The 18,130-nt window shown below is 75.4% G+C and carries 15 protein-coding genes and 1 pseudogene; 6 read left to right on the forward strand and 10 right to left on the reverse strand.

Annotated features, from left to right (window positions below):
• The 3 genes and pseudogenes from AC156L_RS03285 to AC156L_RS03295 form a co-directional block, all read right to left on the reverse strand.
• A pseudogene (locus AC156L_RS03285) lies at nucleotides 1–265 on the reverse strand (histidine kinase); the annotation flags it as partial.
• Between the two features lie 59 nt (nucleotides 266–324).
• Nucleotides 325–1,215 (reverse strand): universal stress protein, encoded by an 891-nt coding sequence (locus tag AC156L_RS03290; protein WP_484406569.1) that lies wholly within the window; start codon nucleotides 1,213–1,215, stop codon nucleotides 325–327.
• Nucleotides 1,216–1,365: 150 nt separating this feature from the next.
• Entirely contained in the window at nucleotides 1,366–2,577 is a 1,212-nt protein-coding gene (locus tag AC156L_RS03295; RefSeq protein WP_330878567.1) for an FAD-binding domain-containing protein, read from the reverse strand.
• Nucleotides 2,578–2,738: 161 nt separating this feature from the next.
• Here AC156L_RS03295 and AC156L_RS03300 point away from each other — a divergent pair, with 161 nt between their 5' ends.
• Entirely contained in the window at nucleotides 2,739–4,187 is a 1,449-nt protein-coding gene (locus tag AC156L_RS03300) for a cryptochrome/photolyase family protein (protein WP_330878565.1), read from the forward strand.
• Nucleotides 4,188–4,201: 14 nt separating this feature from the next.
• On the opposite strand, the gene AC156L_RS03305 is transcribed toward AC156L_RS03300, so the two are convergent.
• Complete coding sequence (locus AC156L_RS03305; protein ID WP_330878564.1) at nucleotides 4,202–4,969, reverse strand: class I SAM-dependent methyltransferase; 768 nt, start codon at nucleotides 4,967–4,969, stop codon at nucleotides 4,202–4,204.
• A 155-nt stretch (nucleotides 4,970–5,124) separates the two neighbouring features.
• Between AC156L_RS03305 and AC156L_RS03310 the strand changes: the two genes are divergently transcribed.
• Entirely contained in the window at nucleotides 5,125–5,313 is a 189-nt protein-coding gene (locus AC156L_RS03310) for a hypothetical protein (protein ID WP_330878563.1), read from the forward strand.
• A 10-nt stretch (nucleotides 5,314–5,323) separates the two neighbouring features.
• Here AC156L_RS03310 and AC156L_RS03315 read toward each other — a convergent pair whose 3' ends face one another.
• Nucleotides 5,324–6,295 (reverse strand): sigma-70 family RNA polymerase sigma factor, encoded by a 972-nt coding sequence (locus AC156L_RS03315; protein WP_330878562.1) that lies wholly within the window; start codon nucleotides 6,293–6,295, stop codon nucleotides 5,324–5,326.
• 110 nt (nucleotides 6,296–6,405) lie between these two features.
• Nucleotides 6,406–6,597 (reverse strand): hypothetical protein, encoded by a 192-nt coding sequence (locus AC156L_RS03320; protein ID WP_330878561.1) that lies wholly within the window; start codon nucleotides 6,595–6,597, stop codon nucleotides 6,406–6,408.
• Nucleotides 6,598–6,717: 120 nt separating this feature from the next.
• Here AC156L_RS03320 and AC156L_RS03325 point away from each other — a divergent pair, with 120 nt between their 5' ends.
• Together AC156L_RS03325 and AC156L_RS03330 are read left to right on the forward strand one after the other, a co-directional pair.
• Entirely contained in the window at nucleotides 6,718–7,680 is a 963-nt protein-coding gene (locus tag AC156L_RS03325; RefSeq protein ID WP_330878560.1) for a threonine ammonia-lyase, read from the forward strand.
• A 95-nt stretch (nucleotides 7,681–7,775) separates the two neighbouring features.
• The gene (locus tag AC156L_RS03330) at nucleotides 7,776–10,718 is read left to right on the forward strand and encodes an AfsR/SARP family transcriptional regulator (RefSeq protein WP_330878559.1); all 2,943 of its coding nucleotides are present in this window, start codon (nucleotides 7,776–7,778) and stop codon (nucleotides 10,716–10,718) included.
• A gap of 58 nt (nucleotides 10,719–10,776) precedes the next feature.
• Here the strand turns inward: AC156L_RS03330 and AC156L_RS03335 are convergent, their stop codons facing one another.
• Both AC156L_RS03335 and AC156L_RS03340 read right to left on the reverse strand, forming a co-directional pair.
• Complete coding sequence (locus AC156L_RS03335; protein WP_330878558.1) at nucleotides 10,777–11,274, reverse strand: hypothetical protein; 498 nt, start codon at nucleotides 11,272–11,274, stop codon at nucleotides 10,777–10,779.
• 42 nt (nucleotides 11,275–11,316) lie between these two features.
• Complete coding sequence (locus AC156L_RS03340; protein WP_330878557.1) at nucleotides 11,317–12,120, reverse strand: hypothetical protein; 804 nt, start codon at nucleotides 12,118–12,120, stop codon at nucleotides 11,317–11,319.
• A 387-nt stretch (nucleotides 12,121–12,507) separates the two neighbouring features.
• Between AC156L_RS03340 and AC156L_RS03345 the strand changes: the two genes are divergently transcribed.
• Entirely contained in the window at nucleotides 12,508–13,170 is a 663-nt protein-coding gene (locus AC156L_RS03345; RefSeq protein WP_330878556.1) for a GNAT family N-acetyltransferase, read from the forward strand.
• Between the two features lie 71 nt (nucleotides 13,171–13,241).
• On the opposite strand, the gene AC156L_RS03350 is transcribed toward AC156L_RS03345, so the two are convergent.
• Nucleotides 13,242–14,255 (reverse strand): GlxA family transcriptional regulator, encoded by a 1,014-nt coding sequence (locus AC156L_RS03350; protein ID WP_330878555.1) that lies wholly within the window; start codon nucleotides 14,253–14,255, stop codon nucleotides 13,242–13,244.
• Nucleotides 14,256–14,299: 44 nt separating this feature from the next.
• Between AC156L_RS03350 and AC156L_RS03355 the strand changes: the two genes are divergently transcribed.
• On the forward strand, nucleotides 14,300–15,064 hold the full coding sequence (locus tag AC156L_RS03355; protein WP_330878554.1) for an NAD(P)H-dependent oxidoreductase: 765 nt from the start codon (nucleotides 14,300–14,302) through the stop codon (nucleotides 15,062–15,064).
• Between the two features lie 127 nt (nucleotides 15,065–15,191).
• On the opposite strand, the gene AC156L_RS03360 is transcribed toward AC156L_RS03355, so the two are convergent.
• The gene (locus AC156L_RS03360) at nucleotides 15,192–18,128 is read right to left on the reverse strand and encodes a beta-galactosidase (RefSeq protein ID WP_330878553.1); all 2,937 of its coding nucleotides are present in this window, start codon (nucleotides 18,126–18,128) and stop codon (nucleotides 15,192–15,194) included.
• Nucleotides 18,129–18,130: the final 2 nt, after the last annotated feature.

An 18,130-nucleotide genomic window follows, 5' to 3' on the forward strand; every position in this document is an offset into this window, starting at 1 on the left:
GGTCGTCCCTGGTCCCCAACACACCCAACGCCCCGTACCGCGCACCCACCAGCTCCACCGCCGCGTCCACGATCCGCTGGAGCGTCGAATCCAGCTCCAGCCCCGACCCCACCGCCAGCACCGCGTCTAGCAGGCTCCGCATCTGGTCGCGGGTCGTGGCGATCTCGGTCAGCCGCTCACCCACCTCGCCGAGCAGCTCGTCCAAGCGCAACCCGGCGAGGCTCACCTCCGCGCCGCCACCACCGGGCTCGGGCCCGTGCACCATCCGCGCGTCTCCTCCTCCGGCAGCCCGCCGCGCCGTGCGGGCCCACCCCGCTCCGCGCGCTACCCCGGCCTGCGCGGGTCCGGTCGGACCACCGCGAGCGGGCACGGGGCGTGGTAGACCAGCGCCTGGCTGGTCGAGCCCAGCAGCATCCCGGCGAACCCGCCGTGCCCCCGGCTGCCCACGACGAGGAGCCGCGCGTCCCGCGCCAGCCTCAGCAGCGCGCGGACCGGCCGGTCCCGCACGACGAGGCGGTCGACGTGGACGTCCGGGTACTTCTCCTGCCACCCGGCCATCCGCTGCGCGAGCAACCGCCGCTCGGCCTGCTCCACCTCCTCCCAGTCGATCGCCTGCCGCGCCTCGTCGTACGGGCTGCCGACCAGGAAGTCGGTCCACGTCATCACCGCCGTCAGCGACGCCCCGCGCGTCGACGCCGCGTCGAACGCGAACTCGATCGCGGCCTCGCTGGCGGGAGACCCGTCCACCCCGACGACGACCGGACCACCCTCGGGGGGTGTGCCGCGGACGACCACCACCGGGCACTCCCCGTGAGCCGACAGCCCCACCGCCGTGGAACCGACCAGCAGACCGGTGAAGCCGCCCAGCCCCTGCGAGCCGAGGACGATCATCCTGGCGCGGCGGGACTCGCCGACGAGCACCGGCACCACCGACCCGAACGGCGTGACGGCCTCGACGTCGACGGTGGGCGCGGCGGTCCTCGCCGCCTCCTCGGCCGCGGCGAGCCAGGCGTCGGCCTGCTCCTCCGCCGCCCGGCGCACCTCGTACTCGGTGACCAGGAGTTCGGGGTAGCCCCGGACGGGCACGAACAGCGCGTGCACCAGGCGCAGCCGCACGCCGTGCCGAGCGGACTCCTGCGCGGCCCACGCCACGGCGTCGAGCGCGGAACTCGATCCGTCGACGCCGACCACGATCGGTGCGGGTCCTCCGGTCATGACAGGTCCTTCCCGCTGTGGACGGTGACTGCCCCCACCGCCGCGCGTCGATCCGACGGCCGACCGCACGCGGGCGTGGTTCCAGCGTGCGCGGGGACCAGGACCGCGAACAGGTCCGAAGGTCCGTCGTCGGAGGACCGGAGTGCCCTGTCAGCGCGGCCGTGCGTGGCGGCGCCACGCGCTGTACGACCGCAGGGCGAACGACTCGGGCCTGATCAACCAGGGCCACGGGTGCACCTCGACCGGCCGCACCGCCCGCGCGATCCGCTGCCAGCCGGGGACCGGGGTCCAGGTCGCCGCGACGCTCCGCCCGGCCAGCTCCTCCGCCGGACGGCCCCGGTGCACCCGCACGGGCCGGGTGGCCGCCAGTTCGCCGAGGGTCTGCGCGAGGAACACCAGCCTGGTCCCGGACAGCCGCAACCGGGCCAGCAGCGGCTCGTCGAACACGAACACCGCGGGCCGGTCCGGTACGGCGGCCAGCGCCGGGTCGCGGTCGCCCAGCGACTCCGCCGTCAGCCACACCACCTCACCACCGCCGCCCTCGACGCGCGCCGGACCCGCCGGGACGGGCGCCCGGCCCAGGTCGGGCCCGTCCACCGGCGGACCGGGTTCCGCGTCCGGCCACGACTCCACCGGGCAGTCCGCGGCCAGCGGGCACGACGCGCACAGCGACGGCGCCCGCCGCTCGACCTGCCCGCGGCTGAAACCGTAGGGCTTGCCGCTGCCCGTGCCCACCGTCCACTGCCAGCCGAGCCGGTTCGCCGCGCGGGAGCCGTCCACCAGGTGCGCGAACATCTCGTCCTCGCCCTGCGCCCAGTCCCGGCCCGCGCGCACGGCCCACTGCGAGGCCAGCCACATCCGCGCCTGGTTCACGAGCCAGCCGTCCCGGTGCAGCTCCGTCACCATCGCCGACACGCACGCCATGTCCCCCGGCCACGGGTCCCGCGACCACCCGGCTCCGGTGCTCGGCTGCCGGTAGCGCAGCGGCCGGGCGGTCCGCTCACCCAGCCGGGAGTACAGGTGGCGGGCGTACTCCTGCCACAGCAGCTCGTCGCGGTACTTCACCCGGTCCCGCTCCGGCGCGCCGTCCACGGCCGACCACACCTCCGGCAGCGTGACCAGACCGTGGCGGAGGTAGGGCGACATCCGGCTGGCCCCGCGCTCGGACCGGGGCAGCACGGTGCCGCGGGTGCTCGCGTACCCGGTCACGTCGAGGCGGGCGAGTGCGGCGTCCGCGGCCCCCTGCCCCCCGGCGAACGCCGACGCCGCGACGGCTCCCCCCGGTTCGCGGGTCAGGTCTCCCAGGTGCAGGCGCACCCAGTCGAGCACACCGGGCTGGTCGGCGGGCGGAACGGGCAGCATCGGCACGCCGACCAGTCTGTGCCCGCGGCACCCGTCGTGCTCCACGGCCGACCGCCGGGTCGCCCGACCGTGGGGCCGTGGTCCGCCCGTCGTGCGGGAGCGCGGCGCGCGCCCTAGCGTCGAGCCGTGATCAGCACCGTCCTGGCGGGAACAGCGGTCCGGTGACGGCGCTGCTGCTGTTCGGCGACCAGTTGGGCCCGCACTTCCACTCCGAGCACACCGGGGAGGTCCTGCTCGTCGAGTCCGCCGCGGCGCTGCGGCGCAGGCCGTACCACCGGCAGAAGCTGCACCTCGTGCTGTCCGGCATCCGGCACCTCGCCGCCGAGCTGGGCGACCGCGCGACCGTCGTCCGCGCCGAGACGTACGCGGACGCCGTGCGCGGGTTCGGCAAGCCCCTGGTCGCCTACCAGCCGGGGTCGCGCGCCGCGGAGGCGCTGCTGCGGCGGCTGGGGGTCGAGGTGCTGCCCACGCCCGCGTTCGCGCTGGAGCGCCGGGAGTTCACCGACTGGGCGGCCGGGCGGACCTCGTTCGTGATGGAGGACTTCTACCGGGAGCAGCGCCGCCGGTTCGGCGTGCTGCTCGACGGCGGCGACCCGGTCGGCGGCCGGTGGAACCACGACGCGGACAACCGCGAGCCACCGCCGAGGGCGGCCGGGCTGGACGTGCCGGAGCCGTGGTGGCCGGAGGAGGACTCCGTCGACGCCGCGGTGCGCGCGGACCTGGACGCGATGGACCTGCCGACGGTGGGCGTGGACGGCCCGCGCTGGTTCGCGATCACGCGGCGGGAGGCGCTGGCCGCGCTGGAGACGTTCGTGCGGGACCGGTTGCCGCACTTCGGTCCGCACGAGGACGCCGTGCTCACCCGCGACCCGACGATGGCGCACTCGCTGCTGTCCGTGCCGCTCAACCACGGCCTGCTGCACCCGCTGGAGGTCGTGCGCGCGGCCGAGGCCGCCTACCGGGCGGGCACCGCGCCGACGGCGAGCGTCGAGGGGTTCGTGCGGCAGGTGCTGGGGTGGCGCGAGTACGTGTGGCACCTCTACTGGCACCTGGGTCCGGAGTACCGGCGGCACAACGAGTTCCGCGCCACCACGCCGCTGCCGGACTGGTGGCGCGAGCTGCGGCCCGGCGGCGTGCGGGCCGCGTGCGTGCGGACGGCGCTGGAGGGCGTCCGCGACCACGGGTGGGTGCACCACATCCAGCGGTTGATGGTGCTCGGCAACCACGCCCTGCAACGGGGCTACGACCCGGCCGCGCTCAACGACTGGTTCGTCACGTCCTTCGTGGACGGTTTCCCGTGGGTCATGCCGGTGAACGTGGTGGGCATGAGCCAGCACGCCGACGGCGGTCTCATCGCGACCAAGCCGTACCTGAGCGGCGGCGCGTACCTCAACCGGATGACCGACCACTGCCGCGGCTGCTGGTTCGACCCGAAGAAGCGCACCGGCGAGCGGGCGTGCCCGTTCACCGCGGGCTACTGGGCGTGGCTGGACCGGCACGCCGCCCGGCTGCGCGGCAACCACCGGATGTCCCGCGCCGTGCAGGGGCTCCAGCGCCTGTCCGACCTGGACGAGGTGCGCGCCCGCGAGCCGCGTCGCGAGGTCTTCTGAGGCAGCGGGCGGGCTCAGCCGTCGAGCGGTTTGCGCGCCTCGATGAGGAAGCGGCGGGAGTGGGCGACGAACGGGCCGTCCGCCCCGATCCGCTCGTGCAGCGCCCGCAGGCGGTCGAGGTACTTCTCGACGGTGAAGTCCGGGACGAACCAGATCACCTTGCGCAGGAAGTAGACCATCGCCCCGACGTCGGAGAACTCCATCCTCAGCTCGGCGGTCCGCAGGTCCAGCACCTCCAGCCCGGCCTCCCGCGCCCCGGTCTCCGCCAGCTCCGCCTCGCGGCGGCTCCGGCCGAGGGGCTGGGGGCCGAGGAAGAAGTCGTAGACCTCGTGGCCGCTGTCCGGGCCGACCTGCTGGGAGAGGTAGGTGCCGCCCGGAGCCAGGACGCGGGCGACCTCACCCCAGTGGGCGGTCACCGGGTGGCGGCTGGTGACCAGGTCGAAGGTGCCGTCGGCGAACGGCAGCGGCGGCTCGTCCCCGTCGGCGACCACGACGACGCCCTTGTCCCGCAGGTTCCGCTGGGCCCGCTCGACGTTCGGCGGCCACGACTCGGTCGCGACCATGCCCTTGGCCGCGCGCTGCGGGACACCCGCCAGCACCTCGCCGCCACCGGTCTGGACGTCGAGGCTCACCTCCGCGCGACCGATCCGCTCGCCCATCAGCCGCTGGTAGCCCCAGGGTGGCCGCTCCTCGGTGGCGCGCCCGTCGAGCCAGGAGAAGTCCCAGCCCGTGACGTCGACCGCGGCGGCCTCCGCGACCAGTTCCTCGAATCCGTCGTCCACGACGCGGAAGGGTCGCACGGAGCGCGGCGGCGGAGCGACCGCGTTTCGACCGCCCGGTCCCGCCGGTGCGGTGGCCCGGCCTGCCGACGGGCGCGGTTACCGTCGCGGTGCCACGGGTAGCCGAGGCGGGTACCGCACCGAGCAGGAGGGCGACGATGACCGCACCCGAACCCGGGCCCCTGGCCGACGACGCCGCCGAGGCCGATGTCCTGGAGCAGCTCGCTCCGACCGACGACGACGGTCACGCCGAGGTGTTCGGCGGTGAGGTCGGCGACGTGGAGGCCGACCCGGCGGACGTCGCCGACCAGCGGTGGGCCGTCCCGCTGGACGACGACCGCCGCTGACCAGCGAACCTCAGGCCGTCAACGCCTGCAACGCACCGCTGCGCTCCGGGTCGCGCAACAACCGCAGCGACTCCTTCTCCAACTGCCGAATCCGCTCGCGCGTCAACCCCAGATCGTCAGCGACCTCCTGGAGCGTGTGCGCGCGACCGTCGGCCAACCCGAACCGCCGAGCCACGATCCGCGCCTGCCGCTCCGGCAGCGTGTCCACCAGCGCGCGCAGCTCCGCGGCCACCGCCTCCTGCTCGACGACGTCCTCCGCCCGCACGGCGTCGGTGTCCTCGATCAGGTCGGCGACCGACGTGCCGCCGTCCTCGCCGACCGGGGTCTCCAGGCTGAGCGTGGCCCGTGCCGCGGACCGCAGCTCCACGACCCGGCCCACCGCCACCCCGGCCGCCCGCGCGATCTCCTCGGGGGTCGGGTCGCGGTCGGACTCGGCCCGCAGCCGCCGCTCGACCTTCTGGAGCTTGCCCAGCTCCTCCGTCACGTGGACGGGGATGCGGATGGTGCGGGACTGGTCGGCCAGGCCGCGTTCGACGGCCTGGCGGATCCACCAGACGGCGTAGGTGGAGAACTTGAACCCCTTGGTGTGGTCGAACTTCTCGACCGCGCGGATCAGGCCGAGGTTGCCCTCCTGGACCACGTCCAGCAGCGGCAGGCCGCGGAAGGCGTGCTTCTTGGCGACCGACACGACCAGGCGCAGGTTCGCCCGGATCATGTGGTCCTTGGCTCGCAGGCCGTCGGCCACCACCGCGCGCAGGTCGCGGCGCCGTCGCGGGGTCAGCGGCTCGGCCTCGGCGCGGCGCAGCAGCTCCTCGGCGTAGACGCCCGCCTCGATCCGCTTGGCCAGGTCGACCTCCTCCCCGGCGGTCAGCAGCGGCGTCGAGCCGATCTCGCGCAGGTAGTGGCCCAGCGGATCCGCCTCCGGCGACCGGCGCACCGCGGCCGGACGCGTCGACGTGCTCGTTCCCGACCTCAACGGCATGACCTCTCCTCGCAGGCTCGCACCCGCTCGAACGAGACGCGGGTTCGGTGGGGGGTGGCTGCCCGAGGGGCAGCTCTGGTGCAACGAGCGCGGGGTGACCGCTATTCCGCCTACCGACCGGACGTGTCCGGGTCGATCCGGTCCGGCACGGCCCGCGCCTCCCGCGGGTCCAGCCCGAGCATGGTCAGCACCTCGCGGCACTCGTCCGCGTTCGACGCCACCGCCGCGACCACGCGCACCGCCCGCGCCCGCTCGGCCCGTGGAACCCCGAACTCCGCGCCGACACGCTCCTCGACCGACACGGCAGTCCCCCTCGGCTTTCGACGACCCGCTCGGCGTACCCGGCGACGGCACGCGCAAACGGCGTGGCACGGCCGCGATCGAACGGGGCGCCCGCGACCTCGGGTGGGTACGGTCCCGGCGTGCTCAGGACTCGCCTCGACCTCGACCGGATCCACGCCGCCCGCCAGCTGGTCGACCCGGTGTTCCTGGACTCCCCGCTGTACCGGTGCGACGCGCTCGGCCGCCGGCTCGGCTGCGCGGTGAGCGTCAAGCTCGAAACGGCGAACCCGGTCCGCAGCTTCAAGGGCCGCGGCACCGAACTCGTGACGAGCCTGCTGGTCGAGCGGGGCGGGACGGCCGCGGTGTGCGCCAGCGCGGGCAACCTGGGCCAGGCGCTCGCCTGGTCCGGTCGCCGCCGCGGCCTGGACGTGACGGTCGTGGCGTCGCGCGGGGCACCTGCCGTGAAGCTCGACCGGATCCGGGCGCTGGGCGCGGAGCTGGAGCTGGTGGACGGCGACATCGAGACGGCCCGCGAGCGGGCGGCGGACATCGCGCGGCTGCGCGGCGTCCGGCTGGTCGAGGACAGCCTGGACGTGGAGACCTGCGAGGGGGCCGCGACGATCGGCCTCGAACTGGTGGACGGGGCCCCGGCGTTCGACACCGTGCTGATCGCCCTGGGCGGTGGTGCGCTGGCCACCGGCGTGGGCTACGTGCTGAAGACCCTGGCTCCGGCGGTCGAGGTGGTCTGCGTGCAGCCCGCGGGCGCGCCCGCCATGACCCGCTCCTGGCACGAGCGCCGCGTCGTCACCACCGACTCGACCGACACCGTCGCCGACGGCGTCGCGGGCCGCTTCCCCATCCCGGAGGTCCTGGACGACCTGCTCGCGGTGGCCGACGACGCCGTCCTCGTCCGGGAGTCGTCGATCGTCACCGGTGTGCGGCTGCTCCTGGAGCACACGGGCCTGGTCGTCGAGCCCTCGGCCGCCCTCGGCGTCGCCGCCGTCCTGGAGGACCCCGACCGGTTCGCGGGCGGGCACGTGGTCACCGTCGTGTGCGGCGGCAACGTCGACCTGGACGCCTACCGCGGCTGGGTCTACGGGTAACCGGAGCAGGCCGCGAAACCGCACGACGGGCACGATCCCGGCACCTACCATGCGGGGGTCGAGGAGCACGCGTACCGACCGTCTGGGGGGCCGGCGTGGAGTTTCTGGTCCTGGGGCCGATCCGGCTGTGCGCGGCCGGACGGGCCGTGGCCGTCGGTGAGCCGCGCCAGCAGGCGGTGCTGGCGGTGCTGCTGCTGGAGGCCGGTCGCACGGTCGGCGTCGACACGCTGGTGGACCGGGTCTGGGGCGAGTCCGCGCCCCAGCAGGTCCGGCGGTCCCTCCAGGCGCACATCACCCGCATCCGGCGCGCGCTCGACCGGGCCGAACCGGGAAGCGCCGCGCTGGTCCGGGAGTCGGGCGGCTACCGGCTCGACGTCCGGCCCGAGCAGGTCGACCTGTTCCGCTTCCGCGGCGCGCTGCGGGTGGGGTCGGCCGACCGCGCGGCGCTGCGCGCGGCACTGGGGCTCTGGCGCGGCGAGCCGCTGGCGGGACTGCGGGGCGACTGGGCCGAGCGCACCCGCGACGCCCTGCGCCACGAGTACGCCACCGCCGTCCTGGCCTGGGCGGGTGCCGAGATCCGCGCGGGCGGCGCGGCCTCGACGATCACGCAGCTGAGCGAGCTGGTCGACGAGCACCCGTTGCAGGAGGCGGCGGTCGCGACGCTGATGCGGGCGCTGCACGCCGTGGGTCGCGGTGCCGACGCGCTCGCCCACCACGACCGGATCCGCCGGGCGCTGCGCGACGAGCTGGGCGCGGACCCCGGCCCCGAGCTGTCCGCCGCGCACGAGGCCGTCCTGCGCAACGAGCTGCCGCCGCGGGCCGTGCCGTCGGTGCCCGCGCAGCTCCCCGCCGACGTCGCCGCGTTCACCGGGCGGGCGGGTGAGCTGGCCGAGCTGGACCGGCTCGCCGCGGGCACCGGCCGGGAACCGGTGATCGTCTGCCTGGTCGGCACGGCCGGGGCAGGCAAGACGGCGACGGCCGTGCGCTGGGGGCACCGGGTCCGGGACCGCTTCCCGGACGGGCAGCTCTACCTGGACCTGCGCGGGTACGACCCGGACCAGCCGGTGTCGCCCGCCGACGGGCTGGCCGCGTTCCTGACCGCGCTGCTGCCCCCCGGCGGGGAGGTGCCGCTCGGGCTGGCCGAGCGCGCGGCCCGGTTCCGCACCGAGGTGTCCGGCAGGCGGATGCTGGTCGTGCTGGACAACGCCGCCACCGTCGAGCAGGTCCGGCCGCTGCTGCCGGGCACCCGCTCCTGCGCCGTGGTGGTGACCAGCCGCGACTCCCTCGCCGGGCTCGTCGCCCTGCACGGCGCTCACCGGCTCGTGGTGGACCGGTTGCCCGCCCGCGACGCCGTCGCGCTGGTGCGCGGGCTCGTCGGCTCCCGCGTCGACGACGACCCCGGGTCGGCCGCCGCGCTGACCGAGCGGTGCGTGCGGCTGCCGCTGGCCCTGCGCCTCGCGGCCGAACTCGCCGCGTCCCGGCCAGCCACGACGCTGTCCCGGCTGGTGGACGAGCTGAGCGCCGCCCAGCGCACCCTCGACCTGTTCAGCGGCGGTGGCGACCAGCGGGCCGCGGTGCGGACGGTGTTCTCCTGGTCGCTGCGGCAGCTCGACGCCGAGGTCGTCCGCGCCTTCGCCGCGCTCGGCCGCCACCCGGCGCCGGTGTTCGACGCCCACGTGCTCGCCGCACTGGTCGACCGTCCGCTCGACGAGGCCAGGACCACCCTGGACACCCTGGCCCGCGCGCACCTGGTGCAGCCCGCCGGCGTCGACCGGTACGGCATGCACGACCTGCTGAAGGCCTACGCCGCGGAGACCGGGCGCGACGAGCGCGCCGCGCTCGACCGGGTCTACGACTACTACCTCGCCACCGCCGCCGCGGCGATGGACCTGCTCTACCCCGGCGAGGCCGACCGCCGCCCGACCGTGGCCGCCTCGACGGGCCCGGTGCCGGACCTGCGCGGCACCGTCGAGGCGCGCGAGTGGCTGGACGCCGAACTGGCCGCCGTGCAGGCGCTGGCCGCGCACGCGGCGACGGCGGGCGTGCCGGAGCACGCCGTCCGCCTGTCCAGGCTGCTGTTCCGCTTCCTCGACGGCTACCCCGACACGGTGGCGCTGGCGGTGCACGGGCACGCCAGGGCGGCGGCGCGGGCCACCGGTGACCGCGCCGCCGAGGCGCACGTGCTCGTCGCACTGGCCGGTGCCCACATGCAGGCCGGTCGGCCTGAGGTCGCCGCCGCGGACATGTGGACGGCGTTCGCGCTGTTCTCCGAGGTCGGCGACCCGCTCGGCCAGGCGCGGGCGCTCGGCACCGTCGGGATGCTGGAGGAGCGGAGCGGCCGGTACGGCACGGCGCTCGACCACTACGCGGGAGCGCTGGCCAGGTACCGCGGGACCGGCGACGTCGGCGGCCCCGCGCACGTGCTGACCAGGCTCGGCACGATCGAGGCCAGGACCGGTCGCAGGGACGTGGGCCGGGACCACCTGCGGCAGGCGCTGCTGCTGCACCGCCGGACCGGGCACCGCTTCGGCGAGGCGTGGGTGAAGGTCGGCCTGGCGGAGGTGGCCGCGGCCTCGGGCGACCTGGCGGAGGCCGTCGAGCTGCACACCGAGGCGGCCGAGCTGTTCGCGCTGTTCGGCCACCGCGACAGCGAGGCGTGGGCGGTCGACGGCCTCGGCAGGGCCGAGACGCTGCGCGGCCGTCCGTACGACGCCGCGGCCCACCACCGGCGGTCGCTCGACCTGTTCCGCCGGTACGGGGACCGCGACGGCGAAGCCTGGTCGCTCAACGGGCTCGGCGAGGCGCTCCAGGCGAGCGGGAGCACCGCCGCAGCCCGCGCGAACCACGCCGAGGCCTTGGCCGCGGCCACCCGGATCGGCGCCCACGAGCAGGTCGCCCGCGCCCACCACGGCCTGGCCAGGACGACCGGGGCGGCCGCCGCGCGCCCGCACTACGACAGCGCCATCGCGATCTACACCGACCTGGGGCTGGCCGCCGCGGACCGGATCAGGGCGGAACTGGCCTGCCTGTCGCGCTGACCCGGTCGGACGTGGCGGTGGGGCCCGCCGAGGCGGGCCCCACCGGGTTCGCGGTCGATCAGTAGGCGTGCGACTCCAGGTTCAGGAAGTAGTCCGGGAACAGGTCACCGCCGGTGAGCGGTGGCTGGAAGGCGCACATGCCCGTCAGGTTCTCGCCGATGCACCCGAGCACGGAGTAGAACGGGTCCGCGTTGAACAGGCTGCGGGCGTTGTTCGCGGGGCTCTGCCCCTGGCCCTGGCCGGGTGACACGAAGGCGTTGTCGACGTAGGTCGACTCGGTGAAGCCCACGAAGGCCGGGAAGTCGATCCCGCTGCCCTGGAAGCCGTTCAGGTGGAACATGCACAGCTCGAAGTACTCGCAGTAGCCGTTGAAGAAGGCTTGCGCCTTGGCGTCGGTTCTGGCGCGGACGGGGCTCGACTTCGCGTCCGCCGTGGTCACCGCCACGGTGTCGCTGGTCGACGCGGCCGGACCCGCCGCCGCCGTGCCGGTGAAGCCGACCACCGCCAGCGCGGCAGCGCCCAGCAGCGGTCCCAGTCGGGTGAAGGTGTTGCGCATGGTCGTGTTCCTCTCTCACGCGGCCCGTGCGGCCGCGCCGTCTCAGGGGCCGAGCGACCGGCGGGCCTGCTCGACGTCCGCCGCGTTGGCCTCCCGCACCTCGGCCAGCGCGGCGCGGTTGGCCGCGACGAGGTCGCGCTGGATCGACCGCTCCTCGTCGAACCACACGCCGACGAGGTTGGTCTCCTCCTTGCAGGCGAGGTCCGCCGCGGCCACGGCCAGCTCGTCGGGGGTCGCCGGACCGGCGAACCGGGCGTCGGAGGAGGGGGCCAGCGGATCGGGGTAGTCGAAGCCCCGCGCGCGCACGCACGCCGACCACGCCTCGACGACGGCGCGCACGCGCGGGGCTTCGCGGGAACGGGTGAAGCTCTCCCCGGCGAGCCGGAGCGCGAGCTCGCGGTCGAGACCGGGCCGCCTGCTCCGGCGCTGCCCGTCCTCGACGCGCTCGATGCAGCCGCCCGCCCCCTCCAGCGCCACCCGTTCCTCCGGCGTCGGCTCGGTCCGGGACCCCACCGGGGCGCTCTCCCCCACCCCGTACCCGTCGACGGCGGCCGTGGCCTCGTCGGTGATGCCGTACCGACGCTCGTTCCAACCGCGCAGCCCGACGTCGACCCGCTCGCCCTCGGGCGGGTAGTCGAACCCGGCTTCCCGCATGCACTCGCGGGTCAGCACGACCCGCGCCCGGCCCAGGTCGTTCAGCTGGTCGGGTGACAGCAGGTACTCGTCGAGCGGCAGGCGCAGGTCCGCACCGGCCAGCACCACCGGTGTCGGTTCCTCCGGAGGGGCCGACGCGCAGCCCGCCAGGGCCAGCGCGGTCGCGAGCGTCGCGGCGTGTCGCACGAGCATCGGTCCTCCTCCGGTCTCTCGGTCCAGGGGGATGGTGACCGGCGCGACCGGTGGGGAACGTTGTGGAAGTGTTGTGGCCCCACCGACCTCGTCGGCGCACGGTGGCCGGCGCCGTGGAGGCGGTGGTCCCGCCCTCGCGGCTCGCAGGCGTCTCGGCCGCCCGGCCGGGGCCGGCGATGAGCAGGCGGCCCACGGCGACCAGGTCGAGGAGGGGGCCGTGCGGCTCGACGCCGTCGAAGCCGAGCCGTTCGGCGGCGAGGGCGAAGGCCCGGACCACGTCGAGCCGGTCGTGCCACCTGGTCCGGCGACCGGGGTCCCGGTCGCCGGACAGGGTGGCACCGCCGACAATCAGCGCGACCACCCGTCACCGACGAGGAGCCGTGGCCGATGACGACGAGCGCGAACGGCCCGACCCCGCCATCGGTGCGGCGGCAGGGCTGGGACACCGTCCCCGAGTCCGATCTCCAGCGGATCAGGGCGATCTGGCGGGAGGCGTTCCCGCCGAGCGAGCGCGGCCCGCACGACACCGTCTCCCGCCGCGACAGCACGTGGCTGTGGATCGCGCGGGCCGCCGACGGGACCGTGGTCGGGTTCGCGACGGCGCTCCTGCTCACCCGGTCCGCCACCGCCTACCTGGAGTACCTGGCCGTGGCGCCGTCCACGCGCGGCGGCGGCGCGGGAGCGGCCGTGCTGGAGGCGGTCGCGGCCGACCTGCGCGCGGAGGGGGCGGTCCGCGGGGTCGTCCTGGAGGTGGAGGACCCCGCGCGGACACCGGACGACCCGCTCCCCGCGCGGCGCCTCGCCTTCTACGCCCGCTGGGGAGCGCACCCGCTGGGCCTGCTGCGCGACTACTCCGCGCCCGACCTCGCGACGCCGGGCGGCCGGGTGCCGATGCTGGTCCTGTGGAAGGGGATCACCGACCGCGCCGAACCCGACGCGGACGGTGTCGCGCGGCTGCTGACGGACCTGTACCGGGGCTACTACGCGTCCGCCGCGCCCGAGGGGCACCTGGACGAGGTGCTCGGGCGGATCTCACCGCGCTCCCCCTGAGACCGGGGGCGCGACGCACGGGCTGCCCACGGGACGGTGCCCGCTCCGCCCTCGGGCAGCACGTGCCGGGCTCACCGCCCCCGGTCGCGGAACGCGGCGCGGTAGGCGGTGGGCGAGAGCCCCAGCTCCGCCTGGAGGTGCAGGCGCAGCGACCCGGCGGTGCCGAACCCGGCGGCGGCGGCCACCTCCTCGACGGGCAGGTCGGTGCGCTCCAGGAGGGCGCACGCCCGTTCCACGCGCTGGTGGACGAGCCACCGCCCCGGCGACGTGCCGATCTCGTCGCGGAAGCGCCGGGTGAACGTCCGCGTGCTCGTCGACTCCTGGGCCGCCAGTTCCCGCAGCGTGACGGGCCGGTGCAGGTTCGCGAGCGCCCACCCGCGCGCCCGGCTGGTCGAGGAGGTCCGCTGGTCCGGCATCGGCCGCTTCACGTACTGCGCCTGCCCGCCCTCGCGGTGCGGCGGGACGACCGTGCCGCGGGCCACGTCGTCGGCGACCGCGGCGCCGTGGTCGGTGCGGATCATGTGCAGGCACAGGTCGATGCCCGACGCCGCGCCCGCCGAGGTGAGCACGCCGCCGTCGTCGGTGTAGAGGACGTCGAGGTCGAACGCGACGTCCGGGAAGCGCTCCCGCGCCCGTGCCGACGAGCGCCAGTGCGCGGTCGCCCGCTTGCCCGCGAGCAGTCCCGCCGCGGCCAGCACGAACGACCCCGTGCAGATCGACGCGATCCGCGCACCGGGGCGGATCCGGGCCAGCGCGGCGGCCAGCGGCGGGTCGAGCGCGCCGTCCCAGGGCCCGTGGTCGGCCTCCGACCCCGGTACGACGACGGTGTCCGCCTCGGCCAGCGCCTCGGGGCCGTGGGCGACGGAGACGGTGAAGTCCGCGTCCGTCCGGATCTCGCCGGGCACGGGCGCGCACGTCACGACCTCGTAGAGCGCGACGCCACCGGCCGAGCGGGCCTGGCCGAACAGCCGGTGGACGGTGCTCAGCTCGAACGGGAGCACCCCGTCGCGAACCAGGACCGCCACGCGGTGGCGACCGTCGCGAGCGAACACGGTCATGGCCCGATCTTCGCACATGTTGTCCATCGGGCCAGTCGTCGCGGCCGTCCCGCCGTCCGATGATCGACGGCATGAACGTCCTCTGGATCCTCGCCCACCCCGATCCCCGCTCGCTCAACGGTTTCCTCGCGAAGGAGGGGTGGCGGGCACTCGCCGCCGACGGCCACGAGGTCGAGGTGTCGGACCTCTACGCGATGCGCTGGAACCCCGTCGTCGACACCGAGGGCTACGCCCACGACCCCGCCGAGCGGTTCCGGGTCGCCGCCGCCGCGAAGCACGCCTACGAGAGCGGCGCGCTGAGCCGGGACGTCCGGGCCGAGCAGGAGAAGATCGACCGGGCGGACACGGTCGTCGTCCAGTTCCCCCTGTGGTGGTTCGGGATGCCCGCCATCCTCAAGGGCTGGTTCGACAAGGTCTGGCTCCAGGGCTACGCGTACGGGCTGCGCGGTCCCGGCGGGGAGTGGATCGGCTACGGGGACGGGTTCCTCGCGGGCAAGCGCGCGCTGGCCGTCGTGACGGCGGGCGGGCCCGCGTGGTCCTACGGCGGGCGGGGCATCCACGGCGCCGCCGACGAGCTGCTGTTCCCGCTGCTGCACGGCACCCTGTTCTACGCGGGGGCGCGGGTGCTGCCCCCGCTGCTGCTCCCCGGCGCGGACCGGTTCACCCCCGAGGAGGGCGAGGGGGCCGCCGAGGAACTCCGCGGACGCCTGCGCGCCATCCCCACGACCGACCCCGTCCCGTACCGGACGCAGAACGGCGGCGACTACGACGAACGCCTCGTGCTGCGACCGGACGTGGCTCCGGGCGCGACCGGACTGGGCGTGCACCTGGCCTGACGCCGGGCGTGCGCCCGGCCCGGAACCGGTGAGCGGCCACCGCCGCTCACCGGAGACCCCTCACCCCCGTGGGTGGAGGTCCGCGCACCCCGGCACGGGCACGTCCCACACGGTCACCGGAAACCCCTCACCCCCGCGGGTGGAGGTCCGCGTACCCAGGGGCGGGCACGTCCCGCACGGCGACACCGCCGCGGACCGCGCCCGTCGTCACCAGGCCGACCCCGCCCGCCCCGGCCTCCGCGCCGTCGGTGTCGATCACCGCGAGGGACAGCGCGTTCACGCCGTGCGCGCGCAGCAGCCCGTTCGGGAGCACGAAGTCCTGCTGCGCGGCGAGGTCGCCGAGGTACTGGCCGACGTTCCACCCGTTGAGGAAGACCAGCACCCGCTGGTTCGGGGACCCGTCCGGCGCGAAGCGGAGCGCGATCGGGACGTCGTGGCCCTCGGGCAGGTCGAGCCGGAACGTGGTGCGGTGCCAGGACACCCCGGCGGGGAGCGGCACGTCCGCGAACGACCTCGACCGCTGCCACGTCCGGTCCGGGTAGCCGGGCAGGTGCCAGCCCGCGCGCTCGCCGTGCAGACCGCCGGTGTTCAGCGGCCCGCGCGCCGGGTCGGTCAGGTCCTCGCCGCCCTCCGCGCCCCGCACCCGCCACGAGATCGGCGCCGTGGAGCCGACGAGCCGCGCGCCGAAGAGCCCGCGCGGCTGCTTGAAGCGCGTGTCGTCGGCGGTCCAGTCGTCGTTGTGGCCCATGTTCTCCACCAGCACCGAGATCGTGACGGGTCGGCCCCGTTCGACCAGGCCCGGCGGGATGGTGAAGTCGCCCCTGCCCGGATCGGGGTTCACCGGCTCGGAGTCGGACTGGACGCCCCCGGCCGCCGAGCCGACGTAGTGGCCGTCGACCCACACCAGGTAGATCCCCCGCCGTCCGGTGATCGCGTTCAACGAGATCGCGGTCTCCCCGCCGGTGGGGGTGAACCTGCCGCGGTACCAGACGTTCCCGTGGTGGAACCCGTAGTCGCCGCTGTAGAGCACGGGCAGGGTCTTGGGCTTGATCGGGCTCTCGGTGGTGGTCCGGTCCGCGATCGTCCAGCCGGAGTCGTCGAACCCCGGAGCCGCCTCGGGGACGTCGACGCGGTGCCGCCACTCGGTCAGCGGCGGCAGCGCCACCGGCCGGGGTCCGGCGACCTCCCCGAGCAGGCTGCCGCTCGACGTCCGGGTGACCCGCACCCGTTCGCCGCCGACGACGAGCCGCCGCGCGGACGCCGGTCCGAACACCTCGACCTCACCGGCGCGGTCGACGTCGGCGCGCAGCCGCACGGTGCCGCCGACCGCGCTCGCGGACCGCGCGAGCGCCGTGCCGCGGACGAGGACCGTGCCGCCACCGGTGTCCAGCCGCCAGAACCGCGCGGCCTCCTCGCCGGTGGCGAGCAGCAGGAGCAGCGGCGGCCTGCCGCCACCGGACACGAGCACCCTCGCCAGGCCGGAGTGGCGGTAGTCCAGCCGCAGGTCGCCCGTGGCGGCGTCGAACGACGAGGCGACCCGGCCGTCCAGCACCCGCACCGACGGTGCGGAGGAGTACCGCAGCACGGTGGACCCGTCCTCGCCGTCCCGGCCGTGCAGCACGGCGACGTCCCGGCCGCCGACGGGCGCGTGGGTCAGGATCTCCGACGTGGACCACACGAGCCGCTGGCCGCCGAGGTCGTAGCCCGCCACGAGGATCTTCGCGTCCCGTCCGGCGATCCGGACCGGCACCCGGTAGCGGCCGTCCGGGGTGGACCAGTCCAGCGTCGTGGCGAGGTCGGCGGTGTCCGCGCGGTCGGCGTGCCGCAGCAGGACGAACTGCGTCCCGGTGTCGGGGTTGGCCCTGGCCCGCGTCCCCACCGCGGGGTCGGCGGGCACGGGCGCGGCGGACGGGTCGGTCTTCGCCAGCGGTGCCACCGAGGTGACGAAGTAGCCCTGCCGCTTGAACTCGTCGTACTTCGGCGTGAGCCGACGCCCCTCGGTGATCGCCGCGCCGTAGTCGTAGGAGGTGTAGACGTCGTTGGGCTGCGGGAGCCAGCCCCACGACGTGCCGCCGAAGGCCATGTAGTAGTTGAACACCGTCGCGCCGCTGCCCACGACGTTGGACTTGTAGAACACCCTCATGTAGTCCGGCCCGGTGAGGCGCCCGCACTTCTCGTACCCCGCGTTGGCGAGGTCGATGGCGCCCGCCTGGTACTCGGCGGCGTAGACCGGGGCGTCCTCGCGCAGGCGCCGGGTGATGCCGTCGCCCCACGGACCCCAGGTCGTGTCCGGGTTCGGGCAGTCGAAGGACTGCGGGTAGTCGTCCACGCCGGGGATCTGCACCGCGCCCTGGCCGGACGACCAGTTCGGCAGGGTGCCGCCGCAGCAGTTGTTGTGCGTGATCGGCACGTCGATGCCGTGCTCGCGGGCCGTCCGCTGCAACTGCTCCATGTACAGCGGGTCGACGTTCGCGCCGTACTCGTTCTCCACGTTGTAGGCGATGACCGAGCCGCCCCTGGTGACCTGGTGCCGGGCGATGATCGGGTCGACGCGGTCGAGCCAGTCCCGGTACGCCGCCGTGTACCCGTCATCGCTCGACCTGGCCCGACCCGGCACCTGCTTCAGCCACGCGGGCATCCCGCCGCCGGTGGTCTCGGCGTTGATGTAGGGCCCCGGCCGCGCGACCACGTACAGGCCCAGCTCCTCGGTCAGCGCGAGCAGCCGGTCGATGTCGCGGACCCCGGTGAAGTCGTACACGCCCTGCTTCGGCGAGTGGTAGCCCCAGTGGAAGTACAGCGACACCCCGTTGAACCCCGCCGCCCTGATCTTCTCCAGCACGTCGCGCCACAGGTCCGGGCTCGGCAGGCGGAAGTAGTGGAACTCCCCGGCCCACAGCAGGACCCGCTCCCCGTCGACCGTCATCGAGTACCGGTCGTAGCCGACCTCGTGGCGCTGCTGCGCGCGGTCGGGCGCGGCGTCCACCGACCGGGCCGCCGCCCCTCCCGCGACGACGGCGAGCAGCAGCGCGAGCAGCGGCGGCAGGACGCGGGTCGTGGCTCTCATCG

Source organism: Umezawaea sp., from assembly GCF_057122925.1.